Genomic DNA, 26,020 nt, shown 5'->3' on the forward strand with positions numbered 1-26,020 from the left:
CCGCGGCTCGCGCAGGCCTCAGGGCCGCGGAACGCTCCAGTCCGTGTCGGTGGTGAGGGCGCCCAGCGGGGCCCGCAGCTTCAGCAGCACCTCGGCGACCTCGGCGTCCGGGTCGGAGTCGAGCACGATCGCGCCGCCCGCCCCGACCCGCCACTCCTGGCCCACGAGGACGGCGGTGCGGATGACGACGGCGAGGTCGGCCGCCCCGGTGGTGGAGAACCAGCCGATCGTCCCGGAGTAGATTCCCCGGGCCCGCTGTTCCAGGGCGTCGATGATCTCCGTCGTCCGGAGCTTCGGGGCCCCCGTCATCGAGCCGGGCGGGAAGCAGCTGCGCAGGCAGTCCACCGCCGACACCTCCGGGCGCAACCGCCCCCGCACGGTGGTGACGAGCTGGTGCACGGTGGGCAGCGTCTCGACCGTCATGAGGTCGGGCACCGTGACGCTGCCCGGGGTGCAGACCCGGCCGAGGTCGTTGCGGAGCAGGTCGACGACCATGAGGTTCTCCGCCCGGGTCTTCGGGTCGGCCTGCAGCGCAGCGGGATCGGTGTCGAGGGCCGCGGTCCCCTTGATGGGCCTGGTCTCGACCGCACCGGAACTGCCGATGCGCAGGAACCGTTCCGGCGAACTCCCCGCCACCACGACGTCACCGCAGCGCAGGTACGCCGCGTAGGGCGCCGGGTTGGCGCGCCGCAACCGGCGGTAGACCTCGAACGGGCGGCCCTGCGCGGGGACGCGGGCCTGCGTGGTCAGGCAGATCTCGTAGCTCTCCCCCGCCCGCAACTGCCGCTGCGCGGCGAGCACGTCCCGCCGGTAGTCCGCGGGCGCGGTGTCCAGGGTCACCGGGAGGTACTGCGCCGCAACCGGTTCCGGTAGCGGGGGGAGGTCGGCCAGCGCCTCGGCGGTCTCCCCGATCCACCGTGGTTCCGCACCGTCCAGCGACAACGCGACCACCCAGGTCACGTCCTCGTCGTGGTCGACGGCGACGAAGCGGTCGCAGAAGCTCCAGGAGCAGGCCGGGGTCGTGTCCCGTCGCGCGGTCGGGAACCCGCACTCGTCGCGCGCCTCGTACCCCGCCCACCCGACGAAACCCCCGGCGAACTCGAACGGCACCGCCTCCGCACCGACCGCGGTGCGTTCGCGCAGCGCCTCCGCCAGGGCGGCGAGGGAGTCCACGACGGTCCCGTCCCCGGCCCCCAGGAAGGAGAACCGCCCCGACCCCGCACCGCGTGCCGCGGAGTCCAGCCAGAACGCGGCGTCGGACCCGGCGAAGAGGTGGGCGAAGGCCCGTTCGGCGTCCACGGCGGGCCCGGTCCGCCGGGCGTGCAGCCGGTAGCGCGGACGCGCCGTCCAGCGTTCGCACCACCGCACGAAGTTCTCGACGATCCGCGCCCCCGTGGTGCTCGCGACCGACTCGGGGTGGAACTGCACCCCGACCAGCGGGCGGGTCCGGTGCCGCAACGCCATGAGGACCCCGTCGGACCCCCAGGCCAGGGCCTCCAGGGTCTCCGGCAGCGGTTCCGCGACCCGGAAGGAGTGGTACCGGGTCGCGGCGAAGCCGTCGGGCAGCCCGGCGAGCACCCCCGTCCCGTCGTGCCGGACCCGGTCCACGAAACCGTGCCGCGGCTGCGGAGCGAGGTCGACCACGGCCCCCTCGGCCAGCGCGATCCCCTGCATCCCCAGGCACACCCCCAGGACGGGGACCTGCGCGCGGGCGAGCACGTCGGCCGCCAGCCCGAAGTCCCGTACGTTGCCCGGGTGCCCCGGACCGGGCGAGACCACGATCCCCGCGAACCCCTCGAGGTCCAGCTCGCCGGGCGCGACGTCGTCGTCGCTCACCACGACCGGGTCGGTCCCGGTGGCGACCGCCAGCAGCTGGACCAGGTTGTGGGTGTAGGAGTCGTGGTTGTCCACGACGAGCCAGCGCACCGGCGAAGCGTGTCACACCACCCCGCCCGCGGGGACCCGCGGCGACGCGCCCGGGAGCCCGGTCGTCCGGTCCGGGACGACCGTGCGGCCGACCCCGGCGCACCGGGAACTGCGCGGTCACCGCGAGCGGGAGCCGGGCAGGTCCGTCGCGCCGCCGGGCGTCTCGTCCGCCCGCGCGCCCACCCCGCGATGCCCTCAGGCGACCGGTCGCAGGTGCGCGGCGAGGAAGCTGACCGCACTGCGGGTCAGCGTCCGCCGCGACTCCGCGCGGCGGTAGTCGTGCCCCTCGCCGGCCAGCTCGAGGTAGTCCACCTGCCGATCCAGCCCGCGCAGCGCGGCCACGATCTGGCGCGCCTCGCCGATCGGGACGTTGGTGTCCAGCTCCCCGTGCACGACCAGGAGGGGGACGTCGATCGCGTCGGCGCGACGCAACGGCGAGAGCTCCTCCAGCAGGACCCGGTCGTGTTCGGGGTGGCCGTACTTGCTGACCGCCGCCGCCCCGATCCAGGGTTCGGTGTCGCGGTAGAACGTCGTGAGGTCGCTCATGCCGCAGATGTCGATGCCGGCGGCGAACACCCCCGGCGAGAAGGCCAGCGAGGCCAGGGTGAGGTACCCGCCGTAGGAACGACCGGTGACGGCGATCCGGTCCGCGTCGGCGGACCCCCTGGCCACCAGGTGCTCGGCCGTCGCGAGGACGTCGGCGAAGGCGTCGTGGCGCTTCTCGACGTCGTCGGCGTGCACGAACTCCCGCCCGAAACCCGAGGAACCCCGCACGTTGGGGGCGAACACCGTGATGCCGGCGGCGACGAGGGTCTGGACCATCGCGTTGAAGGTGGGACGTTCCTGCGCCTCCGGACCACCGTGCAGGCTCAGGGCCGCCGCGCCGGACGGGTTCGGCGCCTCGTACAGCCAGCCGGTGAGCGTCAGCCCGTCGTGCGCCGCGTAGGTCTCCAGCGTGGGGACGACGAGGTCGCGGACGGGGAGTTCCGGTGAGTGCGTGATCCTCGTCCACTCCCCCGTCGCGGTGTCCAGGTGCCAGAGTTCGCGCGGGCGCGAGGGCCCCTCGACGCCGAGGACGACGCTGCGCCCGTCCCGGGAGAGGACCGGATCGGTCGCGACCAGACCCGGCAGACCGTGCAACCGGGTCCGTTCCCGCGTCGTGGTGTCGAAGAGTTCCAGCTCGCTGGCTCCGGCGACGTTCCACACCAGCAGCAGCAGCGTCCCGGCGTCGTCGCCGTCGACGAACTCGAGTTCCGCGTCGTCGCGGGCGGCGAGCGTCTGCGCCTCCCCGCGGTAGCCGTTGGGCCCGAAGGGCATACCGATCAGCTGGCGTCGCGGCAACCCCACGTCGGAGGCGAGGTAGACGTAGACCGGACCGGTGTCACCGGCGGGGGCCGGACGCAGCAGGGCCACGTCGGTGGAGCCGGTGGCCCCGTGCGGCAGCAGCGGCTGGTGCTCGTCGATGAGCCGGTCCACGACCACGCAGAACTGCTGGCCGCGTTCACCGTCGACGACGACCAGGAAGCGTTCCTCCTGCGAGACGTCGAGGACGTGGACGAGGTCACCCTCGGCCAGCGGGTCCAGCCGACCGGTCGCCGGGTCGCCGAGGTAGCAGCGCGAGGGTCTGCCCCCGACGGGCGGGAACGTCACCACGACCCGGTGGCCGCTGCGGGTCCAGGGGCCGAGTTCGGCGTGCTCGTGGGCGTCGCCCGCGATCCGGCGGGCGTCGCTGCCGTCGGGACGCACCACCCACACCTCGGTCCGCACGCCCCCGCCGACGGCCACCGAGCACGCGAGCCAGCGGCTGTCGGCGGCCCACGACACCGACACCACGGGGTCGGGTGAGAGGTGGACGTGACGCGCCGCGGGCATCTCCCCGTCCAGGACGACGTCCTGGATCCACAGCTGCGGGATCCCGGAGCGGTCGGAGACGAACGCGACCTGGCGGGCGTCGGGGGTCATCGTGGGTCGCCAGCTGCCCCACGCGGCGACGAGTTCGTCGCCCAGCGCGAGGGCGTCCTCCAGCGGGGAGGCGGACGGCGGATCCTGCTCGACGGTTCGGTGCTCCACACCCCCATGCTGCACCCACGGCCCCCGTCGCGGGGGAACGGGAGGCGCACCGGGACCCCGAGCCGCCCCGCTCACCCCACGTCGTGGTGCTGCAACCACATCTCCAGCAACGCCAACTGCCACAGCACGTTGGACCCCAGCGGGGTGCGGTCGACGTTGGGGTCGGCGAGCAACCGGTCGACGACCTCGGGCCGGAACAACCCGCGCCGCTTCGCCGCGGGGTCGGTGAGGGCGTCACGGACCCGCTGGAGGTACGGGCCCTCGAGCTGACGGATCGCCGGGACCGGGAAGTACCCCTTCGTGCGGTCGATGACGGCGTCGGGGACCAACCCGCGCGCCGCCCGCTTGAGGACCCCCTTCCCGCCGTCGGCGAGTTTCAGTTCCGGGGGGATCCGGCCGGCGAACTCGACGAGTTCGTGGTCGAGGAACGGGACGCGCGCCTCGAGGCCGTGCGCCATCGTCATGTTGTCGACGCGCTTCACCGGGTCGTCGACGAGCATGACGGTCGTGTCGTTGCGCAGCGCCGCGTCGAGCGAGGTCTCCGCGCCCGGACGGCCGAACACCTCGGTGATGAAGTTCCCCGGGGTGTCCGAGCCCGGCAGCCACTCCGGGGCCAGCACGTCGGCGAGGCCGGCGTAGCGACGGTCGAAGAACACCTGCGCGTAGGCCTCGACGGCGTCGGCCCGGGGAACCCCCGCCAGCGGTGGGTACCAGCTGTACCCGCCGAGCACCTCGTCCGCGCCCTGGCCGGACTGGACGACCTTGACCGACTTCGAGACCTCCTGCGACAGCAGCAGGAAGGCCACGCAGTCGTGGCTGACCATGGGTTCGCTCATGGCGTCCACGGCCGCGTCGATCCCCGGCAGCAGCCGGGAGGAGTCGACGTGGATGCGGTGGTGGTCGGTCCCGAACTCCTTCGCGACCAGCGAGGAGTACTCGTACTCGTCGCCCGACTCCCCGCCGGCGGAGTCGAACCCGATGCTGAACGTCGCCAGGTCGCGCTGACCCGCCGCGTCGAGCAGGGCCACGACGAGGCTGGAGTCGAGACCACCCGAGAGGAGGACCCCGACGGGGACGTCGGCGACCATCCGGCGTTCCACCGCGACGCGCAGCTTCTCCAGCAGGCCCTGTTCCCAGTCCCGTGCGCTCCAGCCGGCGAACTCCTGCGAGCGGGTGAACTCCGGTTCCCAGTAGGTCGTGTCGGTGGACCTCCCGTCGCGCTCGACCACGCGGACGGTCGCGGGTGGGAGCTTGCGCACCCCCGCCAGGATCGTGCGGGGGGCGGGGACGACGGAGTGGAAGGTCAGGTACTGGGCGAGCGCCTCGCGGTCGATGCTGGTGTCGACACCGCCACCGGCGAGCAGGGCCTGAACGGTGGAGGCGAACCGCACCCGGTCGGCCCGGGTGTCGACGTAGAGGGGTTTGATCCCGAGCCGATCGCGGGCCAGCACCAACCGGCCGCTCTCGTGTTCCACCAGGGCGATCGCGAACATCCCGAGCAGGTGCTCGACGAAGCGGGTTCCCCACTGCGCGTAGGCCTTCTCGACGACCTCGGTGTCGGAGGTGGAGAAGAACCGGTGCCCGGCGGCCTGCAGCTCGGCCCGCAGTTCCCGGTAGTTGTAGATGCAGCCGTTGAAGACCACGGTGATCCCCGCGGTGTTGTCGACCATCGGCTGCGCACCCGCGGGTGAGAGGTCGATGATGGAGAGCCGTCGGTGGCCCAGCGCGACGGGACCGCGGGCCCAGATCCCGTCCCCGTCCGGTCCCCGGTGCACCAGGCAACCGGTCATCCGGGCCAGCGCCGCGACGTCGGCGCTCGCCCCGTCGAACCTGACCTCACCGGCGAGTCCGCACACGGGTCTCCCCCTCCTGGTCGTCGTCGCCGCGCAGGATCCAGGTGTCCTTGGCGCCGCCGCCGCGCGAGGAGTTCACGACGAGGCTGCCCTCGGGCGCGACCCGGGTGAGGGCGACGTCCGCGAGGTGGCACTCCTCCTCGCCCGTCCCCGTGACGTAGACGAACGCCCGCAGGTCCACGCGTCGCGGTTGCAGCGTCGCGCTCCCGGCGTTCCAGCTCGGCACGGAGGACAACTGCACGACCTCCTGCGCGACCCAGTTCGACGGTTCCGCGGCGATCTCCTGGCGTCGGGCCGCGACCTCCGCCGCGCTCGCGTAGGGCCCGATCAGCACGCCCTCACCGCCGTATCCGTCGACGGGTTTCGTCACGAGTTCCCCCACGCGTTCCAGCACGGCCCGACGTTCGACCTCGTCGCTGAGGCGGTAGGTGGGCACCGACTCCAGCAGCGGGCGTTCCTCGAGGTAGTAGTTGATGAACTCCGGCACCGAGCGGTACATCGCCTTGTCGTCGGCGATGCCGTTGCCCGGCGCGTTGGCCAGCACGACCCCGCCCGCGACGGCGACGTCGAAGACCTCCTGGCCGATCCGGCGCCCGGCGTGGTCGCAGAGGTCCAGCAGTTCCCCGTCGAGGCGGAGGTAGACGGCCCCGACGGGGTCCCCCGTCCCCCGGTGCACGACACGGCCGCGCTGCACGTCGAGGTCGTCGGCGCCGACCAGCAGCAACCCGGCCCCGTCGGCGAGCTTGCGGTGCTCGAACCAGGCGGCGCTGGCCGGGCCGCTCGAGAGCAGCACCGGGCGCATCCCGGGACGCGAGCGCGACAGCAACGTCGAGCGCAGGCGCTCGAAGGCGGTGGCCGGGTCCAGCATCGCCGGTGGCCGCGGCATGTCGGGCACGACCGCGTCCACCAGCGCCCGGGCCGCGATCCCGTAGGCGACACCGCTGGGGTTGCGGACGTTGTCCTCCAGGACCCGCCAGCCGCCGTACTCGTTGCGGATCAGGTCGAAACCCATGACGGGCGCGCGCACCACGTCGTCGGGCAACCGCGTCGCCTGCGACTCCCACCCCGGGGCGCCGACGACGGCGTCGCGGGTCAGGACCCCGTCGTGCAGGATCCGCTGGGCTCCGTAGACGTCGCGCAGGAAGCACTCGATCGCCCGGGCCCGCTGCACGAGACCGCGCCGCACCTGCTGCCACTCGTGGGGCAGGATCACGCGCGGCACGAGGTCGACGTGGAAGGGCTTCTCCACGAGACCCTCCGGGCCGCTCACCACGTAGGCGAGGTGGCGCTCACGCGCCCAGGCGTCCCGTTCGGCCTCGGCCGCGGCGACACCGGCCGGGCCCAGGGTGCGGACGTGCTCGATGACCTCGCGGTAGGCGGGGCGCGGCTGGGCGCTGACGCCCACGGCCTCGTCCCCGGCGCGGGTGCGGTAGCGCCGCAGGGCGGCCGTCGCCGGGGCCTCCCCGGCGGCCGAGCCGTGGGTCTCCTCCACGACGAGACGCACGACGTCGTCCAGTTCGCCCCGTTCGACGAACGCCGCGCGCTGGCGGTCGGCGGAGTTCCCGCGGGCGAGCGTCGCCTCGGTGAGCTCCGCCACCTCGTCCCAGTCGCCCAGTTCCTCCAGCTGCGGACGCAGCCGCCCCAGCAGCGTGCGGACGGCTTCCGGGGCCGGCAGCGGGCGCGGGTGGTCGTTGCCGTCGAGGAGGTCGCCGGAGAGACCACCGCGGGCGGCCTGCCAGATCCCGGCCCGGTAGAGCGGCGAGGGGGCCTGCGGCCGCGGGCGCCCGGCCTCGATGTCCAGCTCGGCGGCGCGTACGCTGGCGCGGAACAGCCCGGCGATGAGCACGGCGTCGTCGACGAGCGGGCAGGCGTCGCAGACGCGGAGTTCCAGGGTGGGCGCGTGCGAGCTGGGCCGGACGTCGAAGTAGGCCATCTTCCGGTCGGCGATCACCCCGGAGGCGATGAGGTCGTCGAGGAGTTCGTCGTACTCCGCGGCCGACTCCAGGGCACCAGTGGTCCCGGCGCTGGGCCAGCGTTGCCAGATCGTGGTGCGGATGCTCGCGTAGCCGGTGTTCTGACCGTTCCAGAACGGCGAGCTGGCCGAGAGGGCCAGCAGGACGGGGAGGGTCGGGGCGATCCGCTGCATGATCTCGACGGCCAGGTCCCGGTCGGCGATCCCGACGTGGATCTGGGTGCCGCAGATGAGCTGTTCGTCCACCAGGAGCCGGTACTGCTCCTGCATGCGCCCGTAGCGTCCGGTCGCGGTGAGCTCGAAGTCGGTGAACGTCGAACGAGGTGCCGTGCCGACGGCGGCGACCCCGAGCCCGTCGCGGCTGGCGGCCTCGACCAGTCCCTTGCGCAACCGCAGGAGTTCCTCGCGCAGTTCCGTCAAGGTCGACACCACGTCGGTGTTGGTCTCCACCGTGGTGCGTTGCAGTTCGGCGGAGTAGGAGGCGCTGTCCAGCCGGGACAGCACCTGGGGAGCGCGTGCCGACAGTTGCCAGCTCTCCAGGTCGATCAGGTGGAGTTCCTCTTCCGCTCCGAGAGTCATCTCCGCGCCCATTCCCACAAGCTAGACCTCATCGCCGGTCGTGCCGCCGGAGACGGGCCGCGAAACAAGACCTTTACGTGGAGACCGTCATTTGTGACACTCAGTAGTCAGTCGATCGCTGCGGGCAGTCGTGCCACGATGTCACCGTGGACTTCCCCACCCTGCTCGACGAGCTCTACGCGGTGCCGCCCGGCGAGTTCACCGCGACCCGGGACCGCTGGGCCCGTGAGGCCCGCGACGACGGGGACCGCGAACTGGCCGGTCGGATCGCCGGCCTGAAGAAGCCCCCCGTCCCCGCGTGGGCCGTGAACCTGCTCGTCCGCGAACGCCGCGACGAGGTCGAGCAGCTGCTGGAGCTCGGGGCCGCGATGCGGGAGGCGACGGCCTCGCTCGCCGGGCCGGAACTTCGTGAGCTCGGGGTGCAGCAGCACCAGGTCCTGGACGCGATGCGCGTCCAGGCCGGGCGGCTCACCCTCGCCGCCGGCGTGCGTCTCAGCCTCGACGTGGGCGAGAAGGTCGTCGCCACCCTCCGCGCCGGCATGAGCGACCCCGCGGCCGCGGACGTCGTCCGCTCCGGGACGCTGGTCCGCCCGTTGGAGGCGACGGGTTTCGGCGAGGTCGACCTCGACGGGGCGAGCGCCGCGGACTCCCCCGTCCGCCCCGCCCCCGCGGCGAAGAAGACCCACGCCCGCCGACCGGTGCCCCAGGACGAGCTGAAGGCGCGGCGGGAGGAGAGGGCGGCCCAGGAGGCCGAACGCGAACGGGCCGAGGCCGAACGCCGCGAACGCGAGCGGCGCGAGCTCGAGGAGGCCGTCGACGCGGCCCGCGAGGAGCTGGCGGAGGCCCGCGACGACGCCGGCACCGCCGCTGCCGAACTCGGCTCGGCCCGGCGTCGCAGCGAGGACCTCGCCCGTCGGCAGGAGGACCTGCAGGCCAAGCTCGCCGCGGTCACCGAGCAGCTCGACGCCGCCACCGACACCCTGCGTTCGGCCGAACGCGGTGCCCACAGCGCCGACGAGCGCGTCACCCGCGCCCAGCGCGAACTCACCCACCTCGAGACCCGGCTCCCCTCCGACCCCTGACCCTGCGGGGGTTCCCGGCGGGATCACGGGCAGGGGGGTGGGTCAGGACTGGTCGGTGGGGCAGACCCAGGCGGTGCGGCCCGCCAGGGTCCAGCTCCGGACGGGCGTCCCGCACCGGCGGCAGGTCTCGCGCTCGTAGACCCAGCGCTCGTCCGGCGCGCTCGGGTCGGAGACCACCTGGCCCGCCTCGAGCCCCAGGGTGAGGTGCTCGACGGCGAGGTCCCAGAGCAGAGCGGCCTCCTCGACGTCGATGCGGCGGGACGGGTCGATCCCCGCGAGGAAGAGCAGTTCCGCCCGCCAGGCGTTGCCGATCCCGGCCCAGACCGACTGGTCCAGCAACGTCGCCCCCACGACCCCCCGGGCCGCGGCGAGCCGCTGCGCCGCCCCGTCGCGGGCGGTCGCGCCCGCCCGCAACGGGTCCGGACCGAGGGTCGCCAGCAGTGCGTCGCGCGCGTCCCGATCCAGCGCCTCGCACCTGCTGGGCGCGATCAGCGAGAACGCCGCGCGCTCCCCCACCAGCCGCATCCTCGTCCCGCCCCGCGGGAGCAGGCCCAGGTCCTCGGTGCGCAGGAAGAACCCCCGCAGCCCCAGGTGCACGTGGAGGTCGGGTGCCTCCTCGAAGGAGTGCAGCAGGTGCTTGCCGTAGGCCTGGACGTCGAGGAGGCGGTGCCCGTCGAACGGGGTCGCGTCGAACTTCCCCTGCGGGCTGGTCACGGACAGCACCTGACCCGCCAGCGCCTCGCGCTGGTCGCGGGCGTGGCGGTGCAGGACGTGGGCCTCGGGCACGTCAGCCCAGCGCCGCGGGCCTGGCCGGGGTGGACAACCACTCGTCGAAGAACGCGGTGAGGTCCTGCCCGCTGACCTGCTCGGCGAGGGCGACGAACTGCGGGGTGGTCACGGCCCGGCCCCGAGCAACGCCCCGACCACTCTGCGCACCATGGCCGGACCCTAGTGCCGCTGAGCGGATCCGGTGAACCCTCGGGGTCTCGGGGCGCAGCAGGTCCAGGGACCTCTGGGCCGTCGGGCGTGGTGGGCGAGCCCCGGACGTTCGTCGGCCTCGATGACGACGTGGGTCCGGTCGCGGACCACCCGGACGAACACGTCCGGGTTCCGGTCCCGCGGGGCGCGGTAGCGGTTCAGCGGCAGCCGGAACGTGATCGAGGGGACCAGGAACAGTTCGTGCGGCGCGAGAACGACCAGCACCCGGGGGTCCCGCACGTACACGGCGATGTCGCGTTCACCGGTCTCCTCGGCGCGCAGGCGTCGACCACGTCCCGCTGGTCGGCGAACGTCTGCCCGAACACCAACCGACCCCAGCCCATGTCCAGGACGACGTCGGCAGCCATCTCGGCGGTGAACCACGTGGGTGGCCGCTGCCGGTTCCGGCTGGAGATCGCCGGCACGTCCAGGGAACGGTGCCGCGACCCGGCCACCGCGGAACGTCGTCTCGTCGTGGTCACCGCTCGTCCCCGGTCAGGCGATGCCGTGCTGCTGCAACCACATCTCGAGCAGCCCCAGCTGCCAGAGCTTGTTCCCCCGCAGCGGGGTGAGTTCGGAGTTCGGGTCTCCCAGCAGCCCGTCGACGTAGCCGGGGCGGAACAGCGCCCGGTCCCGGGCGGCCCGGCTGGTGAGCGCGTCCGTCACCAGCCCGAGCACCTCGCCCTCGAGGTGGGTGATCGCCGGGACGGGGAAGTACCCCTTCGGCCGGTCGATGACCTCGCGCGGGATCATCCGGTACCCGACCCTCTTGAGGATCCCCTTGCCGCCGCCGGCGAGTTGCAGCTCCGGCGGGATCGCGGCGGCGAGTTCGACGAGTTCGTGGTCGAGGAAGGGGACGCGCGCCTCCAGCCCCCACGCCATCGTGGTGTTGTCGACGCGCTTCACCGGGTCGTCGACCAGCATGACCTCGGTGTCCAGGCGCAACGCGGCGTCGACGGCCGTGTCCGCCCCGGGTCGGGCGAAGTGCTGTTCCAGGAACTCGCGCGACACGTCGGTGGAGGTGAGCCACTGCGGGTTCAGGACCCGCGCCACCCCCGCGTGGTCGCGGTCGAAGAACGCCGTCGCGTAGGCGTCGACCCCCTGGGCCGGGGTGAGTCCGGACAGCGGTGGGTACCAGTGGTAGCCACCGAACACCTCGTCGGCCCCCTGACCGGACTGCACGACCTTGGTGGTCTGCGAGACCTGCTGCGAGAGCAAGTCGAAGGCGACGACGTCGTGGCTCACCATGGGTTCGCTCATGGCGTCGACCGCGTGCTCGAGCGCCCCGACGAGTTCGGCGCCGGACACCCGGATGCGGTGGTGGTTCGTCGCGAACCGCTGCGCGATCGCGTCGGAGTACTCGAACTCGTCCCCGTCGCGACCACCCATGGACTCGAAGCCGATGGAGTAGGTGGCGAGGTCGGTCTGGCCCTGTTCGGCGAGCAGCGCGGTGATGAGGCTGGAGTCGAGACCGCCGGAGAGCAGGACGCCGACGGGGACGTCGGCGACGGTCCGCCGCGCCACCGCGGTGCGCAACGACGCGAGGACCGCGTCCTCCCAGTCCTGCTCGGAGAAGGAGGCGTACTCCTCGCGTCGCACGTGGTCGGGGGCCCAGTACCGGTGCTCCCGGCTCCGCCCGTCGGCCTCGATCACCCGGACGGTGGCCGGTGGCAGCTTCCGCACACCCTGCAGGACGGTGTGCGGCGCGGGGACGACGGCGTGCCAGGAGAGGTAGTGGTGCAGCGCGACGGGGTCGATCGTGGTGTCCACGTCGCCCGCCGCGAGCAGCGCCGGCAACGAGGAGGCGAACCGCAACCGACCCGGGGTCTGCGCCAGGTAGAGAGGTTTGACGCCGAGGCGGTCGCGCATGAGGACGACCCGGCCGGAATCACGTTCGTGGACGACGACGGCGAACATCCCGACGAGGTGGTCGACGACGTCGACGCCCCAGCGGTGGTACCCCTTGACGATGACCTCGGTGTCCGAGGTCGAGGTGAAGCGGTAGCCGTACCCGATGAGTTCCTCGCGCAGCTGCGGGTAGTTGTAGACGCAGCCGTTGAAGACGACGGTGAGACCGAGGGCGGGATCCTGCATCGGCTGGGCGCCGCAGGCGGAGAGGTCGATGATCGAGAGCCGGCGGTGCCCGAAGGCGACCCGCCCCTGGGCCCAGACGCCTTCGCCGTCCGGGCCGCGGGCGGCCATGGCCTGCGACATCCGCTGGACGGCGGCCACGTCCGCCGCCCGACCGTCGAACCTGACTTCACCGCAGAGACCGCACACGTCCGACCATCCAACCCTCGGGTCAGCCGGGGGGCCAGGTGAAGTCGCGTCCGCCGAGGACGTGGCCGTGCACGTGGAAGACCGACTGGCCCACCGCCGTCCCCGTGTTGAAGACCAGCCGGTACTCCCCGCCGCAGCGCTCGTCGGCGATCTGCTGGGCCACCGCCACGAGGCGGGCGAGGGTCTCCGGGGCCGCCGCAGCGAGCTCCGCGACGTTCTCGAAGCGCTCCCGCGGGACGACCAGGACGTGGACGGGAGCCTGCGGGGCGACGTCCTCGAAGGCGACGACGAGGTCGTCGGAGTGGACGATCGTCGCCGGGACCTCCCCCGCCACGATCTTGAGGAACAGGTCGTCGGGGGCGCGCTGCACGCGGGAGACCTCGGGCATGCCCCGCACGCTACCGGGCCGTCTCCGTGGGGGATCGTTGCCTCCCCGGTCCCACCAGACGTCACCGGGGAGGCAACGATCCCACCGGCGGACGCGGCGTGCCCCCGACGAGTCGGGAAATGATCTCCGGTTGGATGTCAACCGTGACCCTGCGTGACTCGTCTGTGCACTGTGATGGTGACGAAGGAGCGGCTGGTCGTGGTTGACGACCCGCGCTCGTGGACGGCCGACGAGGCGGTCAGTGCGCTCTACGCGGCGCACTGGCGGCGCTTCGTCGGCCTCGCGGCGTCCCTGATGGGCGAGACGGCGAGCGCCGAGGAGGTCGTCGCGGAGGCGTTCGTGACGCTGCACGGGCGCTGGAACCGGCTCGCGGACAAGGGGTCGGCGGTCGCCTACCTGCGCACGAGCGTCGTGAACGGGGCCCGTGACGTCGTGCGGCACCGGGTCGTCACCGACCGCAAGCGTCCCCTGCCGGACCCGGAGCCGGCGGGTCCGGAGGAGCAGGCCGTGCGGGCCGCGGAGCACCGGATGGTGCTCGGCGCGCTGGACGGGTTGCCGACCCGGCAACGGGAGGTCCTGGTGCTGCGGTACCAGGGCGAGATGTCCGAGGAGGACATCGCGGCCGCGCTCGGCATCAGCCGGGGTGCGGTCAAGACCCACGCGCACCGCGGGTTGTCCGCGTTGCGCACGGCCATGTCGCGCGAGGAGCAGCAGTGAACGAGGAGACCCCGCTGGGTCCGCTGCCGGATCCCGCCGGCCACGACGAACTCAGTCCCACCGCCAGGCAGCTGCAGGACGCCCTCGCCGCCCGTGCGGCCGGGGTGCAGCCGACCGACCGTCTCGAGGAGATCCGCATGACCAGCCGAGCCAACCGTCGTCGTTCCCGCACCCGTGGCGGGCTGGTGGCGGCGGGGGTCGCGGCCGTCGTCGTCGTCGGTGGCGGCGCCTACGCGCTGGCCCAGCGCGGGAGCGACAACGTGACGACGGTGGCCAGCACGTCGTCCTCGTCCTCGTCGACGACGTCGACGACTCCGGCGACCTCGCCTACCTCCACGACCCCGGCGGCCACGCCGTTGGAGAGCGCCGGGAACACCTCCTCGACCGGCTCGACCTCCTCGGTCACGTCCGGACCGGTCAGCTCGACGCCGACGGCGACGGGGACGGGGGGCACGCTGCCCACCGGTGCGACGTCGGTGCCGGTGTACTGGCTGGGCGGGCAGCCGGCGAAGCTGTACCGCGAGTACGTGAAGGCCGGGTCGGGCGCGAACGACGCGACCAACGCGTTGCGCGCCATGCTGTCCGGCTCCCCCACCGACCCGGACTACTCGAGCCCGTGGTCGAAGGACGCGACCGCGACGGTGAGCGAGGCGGGCGGCAAGCTCGTCGTGGACGTGGCGGCCTCCGCGGCGTCGGGCTCGGCCGGTGACGCGACCCTGGCGTTGCAGCAGCTCGTCTACACGGTGACGGCGGCGGCGGGCGACGACCAGCCGGTCGAGCTCCGGGTCGACGGCAAGGTGGGGCAGTCCCTGTTCGGGACGAGCGTCCCGGCGTCGCTGTCGCGGGCGCCGCAGGCCGACGTGCAGGCCCCGGCGTGGATCACCTCGGTGTCCCCGAGCGCTGGTTCGGTCACGGTGAAGGGGGTCGGGACGGGTTTCGAGGGGACGCTGCTCTACACGTTGACGAACTCCGCCGGCGCCGAGGTGGCCCGCGACTCGGTGCAGGCCGGGGCGAACGGCACCTTCGCGGAGTTCTCGTTCACGGCGGCGGTGCCGGCGGGGACCTACACCCTGGCGGTGTTCGCCCCCGACGAGTCCGACGGCGAGGGCTCCGGCCCCGTCGGCGACACGAAGACCGTCACCATCCCCTGACCCTCCTCCCGCTCCGTGATCTTGCTGGGTCTCCCAGCAAGATCACGGTGCGGGTCAGCGACCGGAGAAGCGGCCGCGCAGCTTGGAGAAGACGCCCTGGTGGGCGGGGCCGAGCTTGCCGGCCGGCCGGACCTCGCCGCGCAGTTCGGCCAGGCGGCGGATCAGCTCCTCCTGCTCGTCGTCGAGGTCGCGGGGCGTCGTGACCTCCAGGGTGACGAGCAGGTCGCCGCGGCCCTGGGACCGCAGGTGCTCGGCGCCCTTCTGCTTGAGGGTGACGACCTCGCCGGCCTGGGTGCCGGGGCGGACCTCGACCTCCTCGTCACCGTCGAGGGTCTCCAGCGGGATGCTCGCGCCGAGCGCGGCCGCGGTCATCGGCACGTGCAGGGTGCAGAGGAGGTCGTCGCCGTTGCGGGTGAAGACCGGGTGCGGGCGTTCGTGGATCTCGACGTAGAGGTCACCGGGGGGACCGCCGGCGGTGCCGACCTCGCCCTGCGAGGCGAGCTGGATGCGGGTGCCCGTGTCGACGCCACCGGGGATGCGGATGGTCAGCGGGCGGCGGGCGCGGATGCGGCCCTCACCGGAGCACTCCAGGCACGGCGAGGGCAGCACGGTGCCGAAGCCGCGGCAGGTGGGGCAGGGCGCGCTGGTCATGACCTGGCCGAGCAGCGAGCGGACGACGCGCTGCACCGAGCCCTGGCCGTGGCAGATGTCGCAGGTCTGGGGGCTGGTCCCCGGCTGGCAGCAGGAGCCCTGGCACGTGGTGCACAGCACGGCGGTGTCGACCTGGATGGAGCGTTCGCCGCCGAACGCCGCCTCGGCGAGGTCGACGTCGACGCGGATGAGCGCGTCCTGGCCGCGCTGGGTGCGGCTGGCGGGAGCTCCCGCCCGACCGCCCCCGCCGCCCTGGCCGAAGAACGCGTCCATGATGTCGGAGAAGCCGAACCCCTGGCCGAAGCCGGCTCCGCCGCCGCCGGGCATGGACCCGCCGCGGTCGTAGGAGGCGCGCTTGTCGGGGTTGGAGAGCGTCTCGTAGGCCTGCGAGACCTCCTTGAACTGCTCTCCCGCGTCGGGGTTCACGTCCGGGTGGAGCTTGCGCGCGAGCTTGCGGTAGGCGCGCTTGATCTCCTCCGCCGAGGCGTCGCGGGAGACGCCGAGGACGTCGTAGTAGTCGCTCACGAGGTCGTGGTTCTCCTGTCGGTCTTCATCACGGGGCCGAGCTTCACTGGGACAGGATGCGCGAGACGTAGCGTGACACCGCACGCACCGCTGCCATCGTCGTCGGGTAGTCCATGCGGGTCGGCCCGAGCACGCCGAGGCGGGCGACGACGGTGTCCGGGCCGGTGCCGTAGCCGCTGGTCACGACGGAGGTGCCGTCGAGACCGAGGTGCAGGTTCTCGGCGCCGATCCGCACGGTGAGACCGCCGCGGTCGGCGTCCTCGGTCAGCTCCTGGACGAGGCGCAGGAGGACGACGTGCTCCTCGAGGGCCTCCAGGACGCTGCCGAGGGAGGTGCTGAGGTCGGCGCCGGACTTCACGAGGTTCGCGGTGCCGGCGATGACGACGCGTTCCTCCAGCCCCGCGGTGAGGCAGTCGCCCAGGGCGACGGCGACCTCTGCGGCGACGGCGAGGTCGCCGGGCGGGGTCTGCTGGACGAGGTCGGTGAGGTCGTCGCGGGCGTCGCGCAGCCGTTTGCCGACGACCCCGGCGTTGACGCGGGTGCGCAGGGCGGCGAGCTGGACGCCGAGGGACTCCGGGTCGGCGGCGGAGCGGACGTCGAGGACGCGCTGCTCGACGCGACCGGAGTCGGTGATGAGCACCAGCAGCGCGCTGCGCCCGCCGACGGGGACGAGCTCGACGTGGCGGACGGCGGCGCGCGAGAGCGAGGGGTACTGCACGACGGCGGCCTGGCGGGTGATCTGCGCCAGCAGCCGGACGGTGCGGTCGACGATGTCGTCGACGTCGTCGGCCCCTTCGAGGAAGGTCTGGATCGCCCGCTTCTCGGCCGGCGTCATGGGCTTGACGTTGGCGAGGCGGTCGACGAAGAGGCGGTAGCCCTTGTCCGTGGGGATGCGTCCGGCGCTGGTGTGGGGCTGGGTGATGTACCCCTCCTCCTCCAGCACGGCCATGTCGTTGCGGATGGTGGCCGGGGAGACGCCGAGCTGGTGACGCTCGACGAGCATCTTGGAGCCGACGGGTTCGTGGCTGGACACGTAGTCCTCGACGATGGCGCGGAGCACCGCGAGCCTGCGGTCGTCGCTCATCCCGTCCCCTCTCCCCACTGGCACTCGTGTCGTGCGAGTGCCAAGTCTAGGCCGTCACCGCACGGCCGCGCCTCCCCCGTCGACCACACGGGTCTGGTTAGCGTTCCGCGCGTGACCCGTTACGAAGACCGGTACGGCGGCGACGTGCTGTCCTCCGACCCGCACGCCCGCACGAACCCGAAGCCCACGCACCGCGACGAACCCGCCGTGCACGGCCTGGTCGTGGAGGACGTGGAGACCGGCTGGGTCGGGGCCGTCGTCCGGGTGGAGAAGAGCGGTGGTGTCCACGTCGTCGTCCTCGAGGACGGCCGCGGGCGCACCCGGACCTTCCCGCTGGGCCCGGGGTTCTGGGTCGAGGGGCAGCCCGTGCGTCTCGTCGCCCCGAAGGCCGCCGCCCCCGTGCGGGCCACCCGCACGGCCAGCGGTTCGGTGGCCGTGGCCGGGGTGGGCGCGAGGACGGCGCGCGCCTCGCGGATCCTCGTCGAGGGCCGGCACGACGCCGAGCTGGTCGAGAAGGTGTGGGGCGACGACCTGCGGGTCGAGGGGGTCGTCGTGGAGATGCTCGACGGGGTCGACGACCTGGACGCCGCGATCCGCTCCTTCGCCCCGCAGCGCGGTCGCCGGATCGGGGTCCTGGTCGACCACCTGGTGCCGGGGTCGAAGGAGTCCCGGATCGTGGCGCAGGTGTCGAAGAGCCCGCACGTGCTGGTGCTGGGTCACCCCTTCATCGACGTCTGGCAGTCGGTGCGCCCGGAACGCCTGGGGTGGCAGCGGTGGCCGACGATCCCGCGCGGGCAGGACTGGAAGCACGGGATCCTCGCCGAGCTCGGCTGGCCGCACGCCACCCAGGCCGACGTCGCGCACGGCTGGAAGCGGATCCTCGGCACCGTCCGCAGCTTCGCCGACCTGGAGCCCGCGCTGCTCGGGCGGGTGGAGGAACTGGTGGACTTCGTCACGGCCGACCTGGACGACCGCTGAACGACGCGCCAGGATCGGAGGGTGAGCAACCCCCAGCACCCGCCGCCGCCGCAGCCGCCGATGTACTCCCCCGCGCCGATGACGCCCGCGGACGAACGGATGTGGGGGATGTTCGGCCACCTCTCCGCGATCGCGGCGACCTTCGTCTCGTTGCCGTTCCTCGGCCCGCTGATCATCTTCCTGGTCCACAAGGACCGGAACGGGTTCGTGCGCGGGCACAGCGCCGAGGCCCTCAACATGACGATCTCCTTCGTCGTCTACGAGTTCGTGCTCGGCGTCGTCTGCTCGGTCCTGGCCCTGGTCACCTTCGGGCTGGCCTACGCCCTGATGGTCGTCCCGGCCGTCGTCTTCCTGGTCTGCGCGATCCTCGCGGCCGTCGCGGCGAACAGCGGCCGGGTCTACCGCTACCCGCTGATCTTCCGCCTGGTGCGCTGACCCCTCCCGGTGCGCCGGGCGGGGTTCAGGCGATGGCGCGCAGGTCCGCGGTCCGGGCCTCGAGGTCGCCGGCGAGGGGGATGACCGAGACGGTGGTGACCCCGGCGGCGGCGTAGTCCGCCAGCCGGTTCCGCACGTGCTGCGCGGAACCCACCAGGCAGGTCGCGTCCAGGAACCCCGCAGGGACGGCGGCCGCGGCCTCCCGGTGCCGTCCGGCCAGGAAGTGCTCCTGGACCTCGTCGACGGCGTCGGAGAAACCGAGGCGACGACCGAGGTCGGCGTAGAAGTTCTTCTCGCGCGACCCCATGCCCCCCAGGTACAGGGCGACGTAGCGACGGACGGGGAGTTCGGCCCGGGTCCGCTCCTCCCCCGTCGCGTCGGTGAGCAGCAGCGCGACGCTCGCCGTGACCTCGAAACCCTCGGCGGGCCGGGTACGCAGGGCGAACCCGGAGCGCAACTGGTCGAACTGCGTGGAGGAACTCTCCGGCACGAGGAACAGCGGCAACCACCCGTCGGCGATCTCGCCGGCGAGGGCGACGTTGCGCGGGCCGACGGCGGCGAGGTGGATCGGGAGGTCGGGTCGGGGCGGGGGTTGCATGAGCTTCAGCGGGATCCCCGGGCCGCCGGGCAGCGGCAGCGTGAGGTGTTCCCCGGCGTACTCGGAGGTCTGACGCGCGAGCAACCGCCGCACGACGTCGACGTACTCGCGGGTGCGCCCCAGGGGTTTCGCGAACGGCTGGCCGTACCACCCCTCGGCCACCTGCGGACCCGAGACGCCGAGCCCCAGGCGGAACCGGCCCCCGGAGATCCCGTCGAGGGTCGAGGCGCTCATCGCGGTCATCGCGGGGGTGCGGGCCGGGATCTGCAGGACGGCCGAGCCGAGCCCGATCCGCGACGTCCCCGCGGCCAACCAGCCCAGGACGCTGACCGCGTCGGTGCCGTAGGCCTCCGCGACCCAGGCCGAGGCGTAGCCGGCCTCCTCCGCCGCTCGCGCCAGCGACAGCGCCTGCGCCGCGGCGGGGCCGATCTCACCGGTGAGGTAGCCGAGGCTCAGTCCGAGGTCCACCCGCCCGACCCTAGACCTCGACGCAGCACCGGGCCGGGCGCGGTCAGCTCACGCAGGTACCGCGCCGAGCACGAGTCCGGCGAGCAGGGCGAAGTCCTGCGGGTCCAGCGGCACGAGGCCACGACGCAACCGGTACCCCCAGTTCGCGGACGCGGTCAGCGCCAGTCGGTCCCGGACCTCCTCGAGCGCCAGCGGCTGCACGGGTTCGTCGTCGACGAGACGACGGAACGGCCGGAACGAGCTGCCGGGCGCCATGACCTGCTCCGCCTGGAAGCTCTCGTCGTCGACGACGACGCCGAGCGCGGTGAACGCCCGGAGCGGGACCCTGCCGCCCATCTCCTCGGTCGGGGAGCAGTGGACGAAACCGTCACCGCGCCGCAACCGGTCCAGCCCGGAACGCTTGCCGTGCTGGACCTGCGCGAAACCGTGGCGGACACCGATCCGGACGTGGGCGGCGCTGACGACGCCGAGCCAGGCGCGTTCTGGGAGCTTCTCCATGCCGGGCAGTCTCACCGGAGAAGGTGACACCTCCTGTCTGGTTCAGGCCAGGAGCTGACGCACGACCGCGTCGGCCAGCAACCGGCCGCGGCGGGTCAGCGCGACCCGGCCGCCGGGGGCCGGCTCGAGGAGGCCGTCGAGGAGGAGCTGCGCGGTCGCCGTCCGCACCCCCCACCAGGCGGGGTCGAAACCCTCGGACAGCCGGGACCGCAGCAGCACGTCCTCGACGCGGCGGTCCTCGGCGGCCAGGACCTCGCGGGCGTGGGCCGGGGACTCCCCGGCGCCGATGCGGCCGGCGTAGGCCGTGGGGTGCTTGACGTTCCACCACCGCACGCCCCCGACGTGGCTGTGCGCTCCGGGGCCGATCCCCCACCAGTCACCGCCGCGCCAGTAGGCGAGGTTGTGCCGGCAGGCGGACCGGGGCTCGCGCGCCCAGTTGCTCACCTCGTACCAGGCGAACCCAGCGGCCGCGAGGGTGTCGTCGACGATCTCGTACTTGTCGGCCTCGTCGTCGTCGGAGGGTTCCGGGACCTCACCGCGGCGCATCTGCCCGGCGAGCTTCGTCCCCTGCTCGACGATGAGGGCGTAGGCCGAGACGTGGTCAGGTTCGCAGGACAGCGCCGCGTCGAGGCTGACCCGCAGGTCGTCCAGCGACTCCCCCGGCGTGCCGTAGATGAGGTCGAGGCTGACCTCCAGCCCCGCCTCACGGGCCCAGCGCACGGCGAGCGGCACGCGGGCCGGGTCGTGGGTCCGTTCCAGCACGGCGAGGACGTGCGGGACGGCGGACTGCATGCCGAAGGACACCCGGGTGAAGCCCGCCGCGGCGAGGCGCTGCAGGCCCTCGGGGGTGACGGAGTCCGGGTTCGCCTCGGTGGTCACCTCGGCGCCGGGCGTGATGCCGAGCTCGTCGCGGACGGCGCGCAGCATCAGCTCGAGGTCGGCGGCCGGGAGCAGCGTCGGGGTCCCGCCGCCGAAGAAGACGGTCTCGGCGGGGCGGACGGCGTCCCCGAGCACGCGGGCGGCGAGGCGGACCTCCTGCGCGGCGGTCGCGGCGTACGCGGCCTGCGACCCACCACCGCCGAGCTCGGTGGCGGTGTAGGTGTTGAAGTCGCAGTAGCCGCAGCGCACCGAGCAGAACGGGACGTGCAGGTAGACGCCGAAGGTGCGGTCCGCCGCGCCGCTCAGGGCGTCGGGGGGCAGCGACCCGTCGGTCGGGACGGGCTCGCCGTCGGGGAGGGTGCTCGGCACGTCTCCAGTGTCACCCCGCCGCCGCCCCCGTGTCGTACCCCTAGGGGGTAGGGGTTGCACGAGGAACCCCAGGGGGGTATCAAGGAGTCATGGAGAACGCAGTCGGGTACGCCGGCGAGAAGGACGAGGTCCTGAAGCGCCTGCGCCGGATCGAGGGCCAGGTCCGTGGCCTGCAGCGCATGGTCGAGGAGGACGTCTACTGCATCGACGTCCTGACGCAGGTCTCGGCGGCGACGAAGGCCCTGCAGGCCGTCGCGCTGTCGCTGCTCGACGACCACCTCGGGCACTGCGTCGCGCAGGCCGCCGCCGAGGGTGGTCCGGTCGCGGACGCCAAGATCAAGGAAGCCAGCGCGGCCATCGCGCGGTTGGTGAAGTCATGAGTGACGTCGGGAGTGAGGCAACGATGAACGAGTTCGACGTGTCCGGCATGACGTGCGAGCACTGCGTGCGGGCGGTGACCGAGGAGGTCTCGGCCCTGCCCGGGGTCACCGACGTCCGCATCACCCTCGCGCCCGGCGGGAACTCCACCGTGCACGTGACGAGCACCTCCCCCCTCGACCGGGCCGCGGTCGCCGCCGCCGTGGACGAGGCGGGGTACGAGCTGGCGGAGTGACCCGGTGAGCGATCGGGTCGAACTGCTCATCGGTGGCATGACGTGCGCGTCCTGCGCGAACCGCGTCGAGAAGAAGCTCAACCGGATGCCGGGCGTCGAGGCGAGCGTCAACTACGCGACGGAGAAGGCGCACGTCCTGCTGCCCGTCGGCACCGCCGTCGAGGCGGCGATCGAGGTCGTCGAGGCGACGGGTTACACCGCCACCGTGCCCACCCCCCGCCCCGAGAGCGAACCCGTGGTCTCCCAGGGGGATCCGGCGACGGAGGTCCTGCGGCGCCGGGTCCTGGTCTCCGCCGCGCTGGGGCTGCCCGTCCTGCTGCTCTCGATGGTCCCCGCCCTGCAGTTCACGAACTGGCAGTGGCTGGCCCTCACCCTGACCGCCCCGGTGGCGGTCTGGGGTGCGTGGCCGTTCCACCGCGCCGCGTTCGTGAACGCCCGCCACGGTGCGGCGACCATGGACACCCTCGTCAGCCTGGGCGTGATCGCCGCGTTCGCCACGTCGCTGGTGTCGCTGTTCCTCGGTGACGCCGGGATGCCCGGGATGCACATGGAGTTCTCGCTCTTCGGCTCCACCGGCGACGAGCTCTACCTCGAGGTCGCCTCGGTCGTCACCGTGTTCGTGCTCGTCGGGCGCTACCTGGAGGCCCGGGCCCGGCGCAGTTCCGGTGCCGCGCTGCGGGCCCTGCTCGCGTTGGGGGCCAAGGACGTCGGGCTCCTCGACGACACCGGGGAACGCCGCGTCCCGATCGCGGAACTGCGGGTCGGGAACCGGTTCGTCGTCCGCCCGGGTGAGACGGTCGCGACCGACGGGACGGTGCTCGAAGGCGCCTCGGCCATCGACCTCAGCATCGTCACGGGTGAGACCGTCCCCGTCGAGGTCACCGCGGGCGACGCCGTCGTCGGCGGCACCGTCAACGCCGGCGGCCGCCTCGTCGTGCGGGCCACGCGCGTCGGGGCCGACACCCAGCTCGCCCGGATCGGTCGCCTCGTCGAGGCGGCCCAGTCCGGAAAGGCTGCGGCGCAACGGCTCGCGGACCAGGTGTCGGGGATCTTCGTGCCCGTCGTCCTCGTCGGGGCGGTGGCGACCCTCGTCGGCTGGCTGCTGGCCGGGGCCTCCCCCGGTGCGGCCCTGACGACGGCCGTCGCGGTCCTCGTCATCGCCTGTCCGTGCGCGCTCGGGCTCGCGACCCCGACCGCGCTGCTGGTCGGCACCGGGCGCGGCGCCCAGCTGGGGATCCTCGTGAAGGGCCCGGAGGTCCTGGAGTCCACCCGCCGCATCGACACCGTCGTGCTCGACAAGACCGGCACCGTGACGAGCGGCCGGATGACCCTCGTCGACGTCGTGCCCGCGGCCGGGGTGTCCCCCGAGGACCTGCTGCGCGCGGCCGGTTCGCTGGAGGACGCCTCGGAGCACCCCGTGGGCCGGGCGCTGGCCGCCGGGGCCCGGGCGCGGGTCGCGCTCTCCCCCGTGCGGGACGTAGTCGCCGCGGCGGGGGCCGGGATCGCCGGCGTCGTCGACGGTTCGCCCGTCCGCGCCGGTCGTCCCGACTGGGTGGGGGTTCCCGTGCCCGCGGAACTCGCCGGCGCCATGGATCGGGCCGAGTCCGCCGGACGCACGGCCGTCCTGGTCGCCTCCGCCGGCCGGGCGCTGGGCGTGCTGTCGGTCGCGGACACCGTGCGCGAGAGCAGCGCCGACGCCGTCGCCGGTCTGCGGTCACTGGGCCTGCACCCGGTGCTGCTCACGGGCGACAACGAGCGGACGGCGCGGGCCGTCGCCACCGCCGTCGGCATCGACGACGTCACCGCGGGTGTCGCTCCCGAGGACAAGGTCGCCCACGTCGCCCGGTTGCAGGCCGAGGGGCACGTCGTCGCGGTCGTCGGGGACGGCGTCAACGACGCCGCGGCCCTCGCGACCGCCGACCTCGGCATCGCGATGGGCAGCGGCACGGACGTGGCGATCGAGGCGAGCGACCTCACCCTGGTGCGGGCCGACCTGCAGGCCGCCGTCGACGCGGTCCGGTTGGCCCGGCGCACGCTGTCCACGATCCGCGGGAACCTGTTCTGGGCCTTCGCCTACAACGTCGCGGCCCTGCCGGTGGCGGCGGCCGGGCTGCTGAACCCCGTCGTCGCGTCCGCGGCGATGGCGTTCTCGTCGGTGTTCGTCGTCACCAACTCCCTGCGGCTGCGCCGCTTCCGCTAGGCGGTCAGATCCGGAAGCGCCCCACGGCGGAACGCAGGTCGGCGGTCAGGGCGGCGACCTGCTGGGCGGCCAGGCCGGCGTCGCGGCCACGGTCGGCGGTGACGGCGACGCTGCCGGACAACGTGGCCAGGTCCGCCGCGGAACTGCGGGCGGAGAGGGCGACGGTCGAGACCTGGCGGTTGTTCTCGTCGCTCGCGGCGCTCTGCTCCTCGGTGGCGGCGGCGATCGTGGACTGCAGCTCCGACATGCGACCGATGACCTCGGAGATCTCCGCGATGGAGGAGAACGCCCCGGAACTGTCGGCCTGCAGGGCCGCGACGGTGCGCGCGATCTCCTCGGTGGCGGTGGCCGTCTCCTGGGCGAGCGCCTTCACCTCGCCGGCGACGACGGCGAAACCCCGTCCCGCCTCCCCGGCGCGCGCGGCCTCGATGGTCGCGTTCAGGGCCAGCAGGTTGGTCTGCGCGGCGATCCCGGCGATGACGTTGACGACCTTGCCGATCTCCTCGCTCGAGGCGCCCAGGCTCGACATCAGCGCGTTCGTCGCGTCGGCGATGCGGACGGCCTCGGCGGCGACCCCGTGGGAGGCGCCGGCGCTGCGCGCGATCTCCGCGATCGCCGCCACCATCTGCTCCCCGGCGCCGACCATCCCGGCGGTCGCCTCGGAGACCTGGCCGGCCTCGTGCGCGGCGGAAGCGGCCAGGCGTTCGGAGCTGCCCGTCGCCGTGGCGATCTGGGCCGAGGACGACGTCAGCCGGCCGCTGGAACCCTCGAGGTCTCCGGCCGTGGCGGAGATCGCCCCGACGAGGTCGCGCAGGCTGTCGAGGGCCTCGTCGAGGGCCCGGCCCGTGCGGCCGACCTCATCGCGGGCGGCGAGCCCGGACCGTGCGGTGAGGTCGCCCGAGCGCAGTGCGGTGACGACGTCCGTCACCGCGGCCAGGGGCCGGACGACGCTGCCCGAGACGAGTCGGGCGACGAACAGGAGGAGGGCAGCGGTCGCGACCAGGACGGCCGCGAGGAGGGTGATCCCGTCGCGGCGCGCGTCCCGGACCGCCTGGCTCTCGAGTTCGAGGTGCTCCGCCGCGACGTCGGCGACGGCGGGCAGCAGCTCCTCGACGGTCGAGAACTGGGCGAGGAAGGCGGGGTAGGCGGCCAGGGCGGCGGCGGGGTCCGTCCCCGCCTGGGTGACGAGGGCCGGACCGGCCTGGGCGTAGGCCTGGACGGCGGGCCGCGCCGCGGCGACGGCAGCGGCGACGTCAGGGCCGAGGTCGGCGTCGTCCACGGCCTGCAGGTGGTCGAGGATCGCCGTGGCGGCCTCACCGGCCCCGGCGACGGCTTCGGTGTACTGCGCGCCGCGGGGGAAGACCAGCGCCTGGAGCACGTTGGCGCGCAACGCGTCGTGCGACATGTCGGCCTCGAGCGTGGCCCGGACGACCACGCTGGCGCCCTCCAGGCGCGCGGTGGCCGCCGACGTCTGGTCCAGCGTGACCAGGGTGACCGCCCCCAGCCCCGCGCTGCCGAGCAGGGCGACACCGGTGAGGGCGGCGAGCTTGCGGCGCAGACCCGCGTCGCGCCACGAGTGCGCGAGGGGGTGGCGGCCGGGGGTGGGCATGGTTGGCTCATCGACGCGCCGACGACCCCCCTTGAGCGGTTGCGGGCCCCGGGGTTTCTCGGTACCCGTTCCGTGTCGGACCGCCTCCAGGACGTCGGGTTTCCGGGCTCGGTCCCG

General features: G+C 73.5%; 22 protein-coding genes. 8 read left to right on the plus strand and 14 right to left on the minus strand.

Annotated features, from left to right (window positions below; all coding sequences use genetic code 11):
- Positions 1-18: 18 nt before the first annotated feature.
- From ACFQ46_RS15210 to ACFQ46_RS15225, 4 genes are all read right to left on the minus strand, one after another.
- On the minus strand, positions 19-1,926 hold the full coding sequence (locus ACFQ46_RS15210) for a chorismate-binding protein (RefSeq protein ID WP_380260224.1): 1,908 nt from the start codon (positions 1,924-1,926) through the stop codon (positions 19-21).
- A gap of 195 nt (positions 1,927-2,121) precedes the next feature.
- A complete protein-coding gene (locus tag ACFQ46_RS15215) occupies positions 2,122-3,996 on the minus strand; it encodes a prolyl oligopeptidase family serine peptidase (RefSeq protein ID WP_380260225.1) in 1,875 nt (624 codons plus the stop codon).
- 71 nt (positions 3,997-4,067) lie between these two features.
- Positions 4,068-5,852: an N-acetylglutaminylglutamine amidotransferase gene (locus ACFQ46_RS15220; RefSeq protein ID WP_380260226.1), complete on the minus strand. Its 1,785-nt coding sequence runs from the start codon at positions 5,850-5,852 to the stop codon at positions 4,068-4,070.
- Entirely contained in the window at positions 5,833-8,400 is a 2,568-nt protein-coding gene (locus ACFQ46_RS15225; protein WP_380260227.1) for a glutamate--cysteine ligase, read from the minus strand. The genes ACFQ46_RS15220 and ACFQ46_RS15225 overlap by 20 nt, the downstream gene beginning before the upstream one ends.
- 146 nt (positions 8,401-8,546) lie before the next feature.
- Between ACFQ46_RS15225 and ACFQ46_RS15230 the strand changes: the two genes are divergently transcribed.
- Positions 8,547-9,482 carry a hypothetical protein gene (locus tag ACFQ46_RS15230; protein ID WP_380260228.1) on the plus strand — a complete coding sequence of 312 codons (936 nt, stop codon included), beginning with the start codon at positions 8,547-8,549 and terminating at the stop codon, positions 9,480-9,482.
- A 42-nt stretch (positions 9,483-9,524) separates the two neighbouring features.
- On the opposite strand, the gene ACFQ46_RS15235 is transcribed toward ACFQ46_RS15230, so the two are convergent.
- The 4 genes from ACFQ46_RS15235 to ACFQ46_RS15250 all read right to left on the minus strand — a co-directional run bounded on the left by ACFQ46_RS15235 (position 9,525) and on the right by ACFQ46_RS15250 (position 13,128).
- Positions 9,525-10,268: a formamidopyrimidine-DNA glycolase gene (locus tag ACFQ46_RS15235; RefSeq protein WP_380260229.1), complete on the minus strand. Its 744-nt coding sequence runs from the start codon at positions 10,266-10,268 to the stop codon at positions 9,525-9,527.
- A 162-nt stretch (positions 10,269-10,430) separates the two neighbouring features.
- Positions 10,431-10,685, minus strand: a complete 255-nt coding sequence (locus ACFQ46_RS15240) for a hypothetical protein (RefSeq protein ID WP_380260230.1) — start codon at positions 10,683-10,685, stop codon at positions 10,431-10,433.
- 270 nt (positions 10,686-10,955) lie between these two features.
- The gene (locus tag ACFQ46_RS15245) at positions 10,956-12,740 is read right to left on the minus strand and encodes an N-acetylglutaminylglutamine amidotransferase (RefSeq protein WP_380260231.1); all 1,785 of its coding nucleotides are present in this window, start codon (positions 12,738-12,740) and stop codon (positions 10,956-10,958) included.
- 22 nt (positions 12,741-12,762) lie between these two features.
- Positions 12,763-13,128: a histidine triad nucleotide-binding protein gene (locus ACFQ46_RS15250; protein ID WP_380260232.1), complete on the minus strand. Its 366-nt coding sequence runs from the start codon at positions 13,126-13,128 to the stop codon at positions 12,763-12,765.
- A 174-nt stretch (positions 13,129-13,302) separates the two neighbouring features.
- Here ACFQ46_RS15250 and ACFQ46_RS15255 point away from each other — a divergent pair, with 174 nt between their 5' ends.
- Positions 13,303-13,845 carry a SigE family RNA polymerase sigma factor gene (locus ACFQ46_RS15255; RefSeq protein ID WP_380260233.1) on the plus strand — a complete coding sequence of 181 codons (543 nt, stop codon included), beginning with the start codon at positions 13,303-13,305 and terminating at the stop codon, positions 13,843-13,845.
- Positions 13,842-14,996 carry a Gmad2 immunoglobulin-like domain-containing protein gene (locus ACFQ46_RS15260; protein WP_380260234.1) on the plus strand — a complete coding sequence of 385 codons (1,155 nt, stop codon included), beginning with the start codon at positions 13,842-13,844 and terminating at the stop codon, positions 14,994-14,996. Before ACFQ46_RS15255 ends, ACFQ46_RS15260 begins: the two co-directional genes overlap by 4 nt.
- Before the next feature lie 54 nt (positions 14,997-15,050).
- Here ACFQ46_RS15260 and dnaJ read toward each other — a convergent pair whose 3' ends face one another.
- Complete coding sequence (gene dnaJ / locus ACFQ46_RS15265) at positions 15,051-16,172, minus strand: molecular chaperone DnaJ (protein ID WP_380260235.1); 1,122 nt, start codon at positions 16,170-16,172, stop codon at positions 15,051-15,053.
- Positions 16,173-16,215: 43 nt separating this feature from the next.
- The gene (gene hrcA / locus ACFQ46_RS15270; RefSeq protein WP_380260236.1) at positions 16,216-17,256 is read right to left on the minus strand and encodes a heat-inducible transcriptional repressor HrcA; all 1,041 of its coding nucleotides are present in this window, start codon (positions 17,254-17,256) and stop codon (positions 16,216-16,218) included.
- A 111-nt stretch (positions 17,257-17,367) separates the two neighbouring features.
- Here hrcA and ACFQ46_RS15275 point away from each other — a divergent pair, with 111 nt between their 5' ends.
- Together ACFQ46_RS15275 and ACFQ46_RS15280 are read left to right on the plus strand one after the other, a co-directional pair.
- Positions 17,368-18,234 carry a DUF3097 domain-containing protein gene (locus ACFQ46_RS15275; RefSeq protein WP_380260237.1) on the plus strand — a complete coding sequence of 289 codons (867 nt, stop codon included), beginning with the start codon at positions 17,368-17,370 and terminating at the stop codon, positions 18,232-18,234.
- Positions 18,235-18,255: 21 nt separating this feature from the next.
- Positions 18,256-18,669, plus strand: coding sequence for a DUF4870 domain-containing protein (locus tag ACFQ46_RS15280; RefSeq protein WP_380260238.1), 414 nt, complete (start codon positions 18,256-18,258; stop codon positions 18,667-18,669).
- 25 nt (positions 18,670-18,694) lie between these two features.
- Here the strand turns inward: ACFQ46_RS15280 and ACFQ46_RS15285 are convergent, their stop codons facing one another.
- From ACFQ46_RS15285 to hemW, 3 genes are read right to left on the minus strand one after another with little or no spacing between them, the layout of a single operon-like run.
- Entirely contained in the window at positions 18,695-19,735 is a 1,041-nt protein-coding gene (locus tag ACFQ46_RS15285; protein ID WP_380260239.1) for an LLM class F420-dependent oxidoreductase, read from the minus strand.
- 48 nt (positions 19,736-19,783) lie between these two features.
- On the minus strand, positions 19,784-20,233 hold the full coding sequence (locus tag ACFQ46_RS15290) for an EVE domain-containing protein (protein ID WP_380260240.1): 450 nt from the start codon (positions 20,231-20,233) through the stop codon (positions 19,784-19,786).
- A 42-nt stretch (positions 20,234-20,275) separates the two neighbouring features.
- A complete protein-coding gene (gene hemW, locus ACFQ46_RS15295; protein ID WP_380260241.1) occupies positions 20,276-21,481 on the minus strand; it encodes a radical SAM family heme chaperone HemW in 1,206 nt (401 codons plus the stop codon).
- Positions 21,482-21,570: 89 nt separating this feature from the next.
- Here hemW and ACFQ46_RS15300 point away from each other — a divergent pair, with 89 nt between their 5' ends.
- The 3 genes from ACFQ46_RS15300 to ACFQ46_RS15310 are packed head-to-tail and all read left to right on the plus strand — an operon-like array spanning position 21,571 to position 24,294.
- Positions 21,571-21,861, plus strand: coding sequence for a metal-sensitive transcriptional regulator (locus ACFQ46_RS15300; protein ID WP_380260242.1), 291 nt, complete (start codon positions 21,571-21,573; stop codon positions 21,859-21,861).
- A gap of 23 nt (positions 21,862-21,884) precedes the next feature.
- Entirely contained in the window at positions 21,885-22,094 is a 210-nt protein-coding gene (locus ACFQ46_RS15305) for a heavy-metal-associated domain-containing protein (protein ID WP_380260243.1), read from the plus strand.
- 37 nt (positions 22,095-22,131) lie between these two features.
- Positions 22,132-24,294 carry a heavy metal translocating P-type ATPase gene (locus ACFQ46_RS15310; protein WP_380260446.1) on the plus strand — a complete coding sequence of 721 codons (2,163 nt, stop codon included), beginning with the start codon at positions 22,132-22,134 and terminating at the stop codon, positions 24,292-24,294.
- A gap of 4 nt (positions 24,295-24,298) precedes the next feature.
- Here the strand turns inward: ACFQ46_RS15310 and ACFQ46_RS15315 are convergent, their stop codons facing one another.
- Positions 24,299-25,903 (minus strand): methyl-accepting chemotaxis protein, encoded by a 1,605-nt coding sequence (locus ACFQ46_RS15315; protein WP_380260244.1) that lies wholly within the window; start codon positions 25,901-25,903, stop codon positions 24,299-24,301.
- Positions 25,904-26,020: the final 117 nt, after the last annotated feature.

The sequence above is a fragment of the Kineococcus sp. GCM10028916 genome (assembly GCF_042674865.1).
Lineage (GTDB): Bacteria > Actinomycetota > Actinomycetes > Actinomycetales > Kineococcaceae > Kineococcus.

Bases quoted from the DNA above. Each gene is read 5' to 3' on its own strand.
- ACFQ46_RS15225 (WP_380260227.1), bottom strand. From the start codon at position 8,400: ATGACTCTCGGAGCGGAAGAGGAACTCCACCTGATCGACCTGGAGAGC.
- hrcA (WP_380260236.1), bottom strand. From the start codon at position 17,256: ATGAGCGACGACCGCAGGCTCGCGGTGCTCCGCGCCATCGTCGAGGAC.
- ACFQ46_RS15305 (WP_380260243.1), top strand. From the start codon at position 21,885: ATGAACGAGTTCGACGTGTCCGGCATGACGTGCGAGCACTGCGTGCGG.
- ACFQ46_RS15255 (WP_380260233.1), top strand. From the start codon at position 13,303: ATGGTGACGAAGGAGCGGCTGGTCGTGGTTGACGACCCGCGCTCGTGG.
- ACFQ46_RS15300 (WP_380260242.1), top strand. From the start codon at position 21,571: ATGGAGAACGCAGTCGGGTACGCCGGCGAGAAGGACGAGGTCCTGAAG.
- ACFQ46_RS15310 (WP_380260446.1), top strand. From the start codon at position 22,132: ATGACGTGCGCGTCCTGCGCGAACCGCGTCGAGAAGAAGCTCAACCGG.
- ACFQ46_RS15315 (WP_380260244.1), bottom strand. From the start codon at position 25,903: ATGCCCACCCCCGGCCGCCACCCCCTCGCGCACTCGTGGCGCGACGCG.
- ACFQ46_RS15250 (WP_380260232.1), bottom strand. From the start codon at position 13,128: ATGCCCGAGGTCTCCCGCGTGCAGCGCGCCCCCGACGACCTGTTCCTC.
- ACFQ46_RS15290 (WP_380260240.1), bottom strand. From the start codon at position 20,233: ATGGAGAAGCTCCCAGAACGCGCCTGGCTCGGCGTCGTCAGCGCCGCC.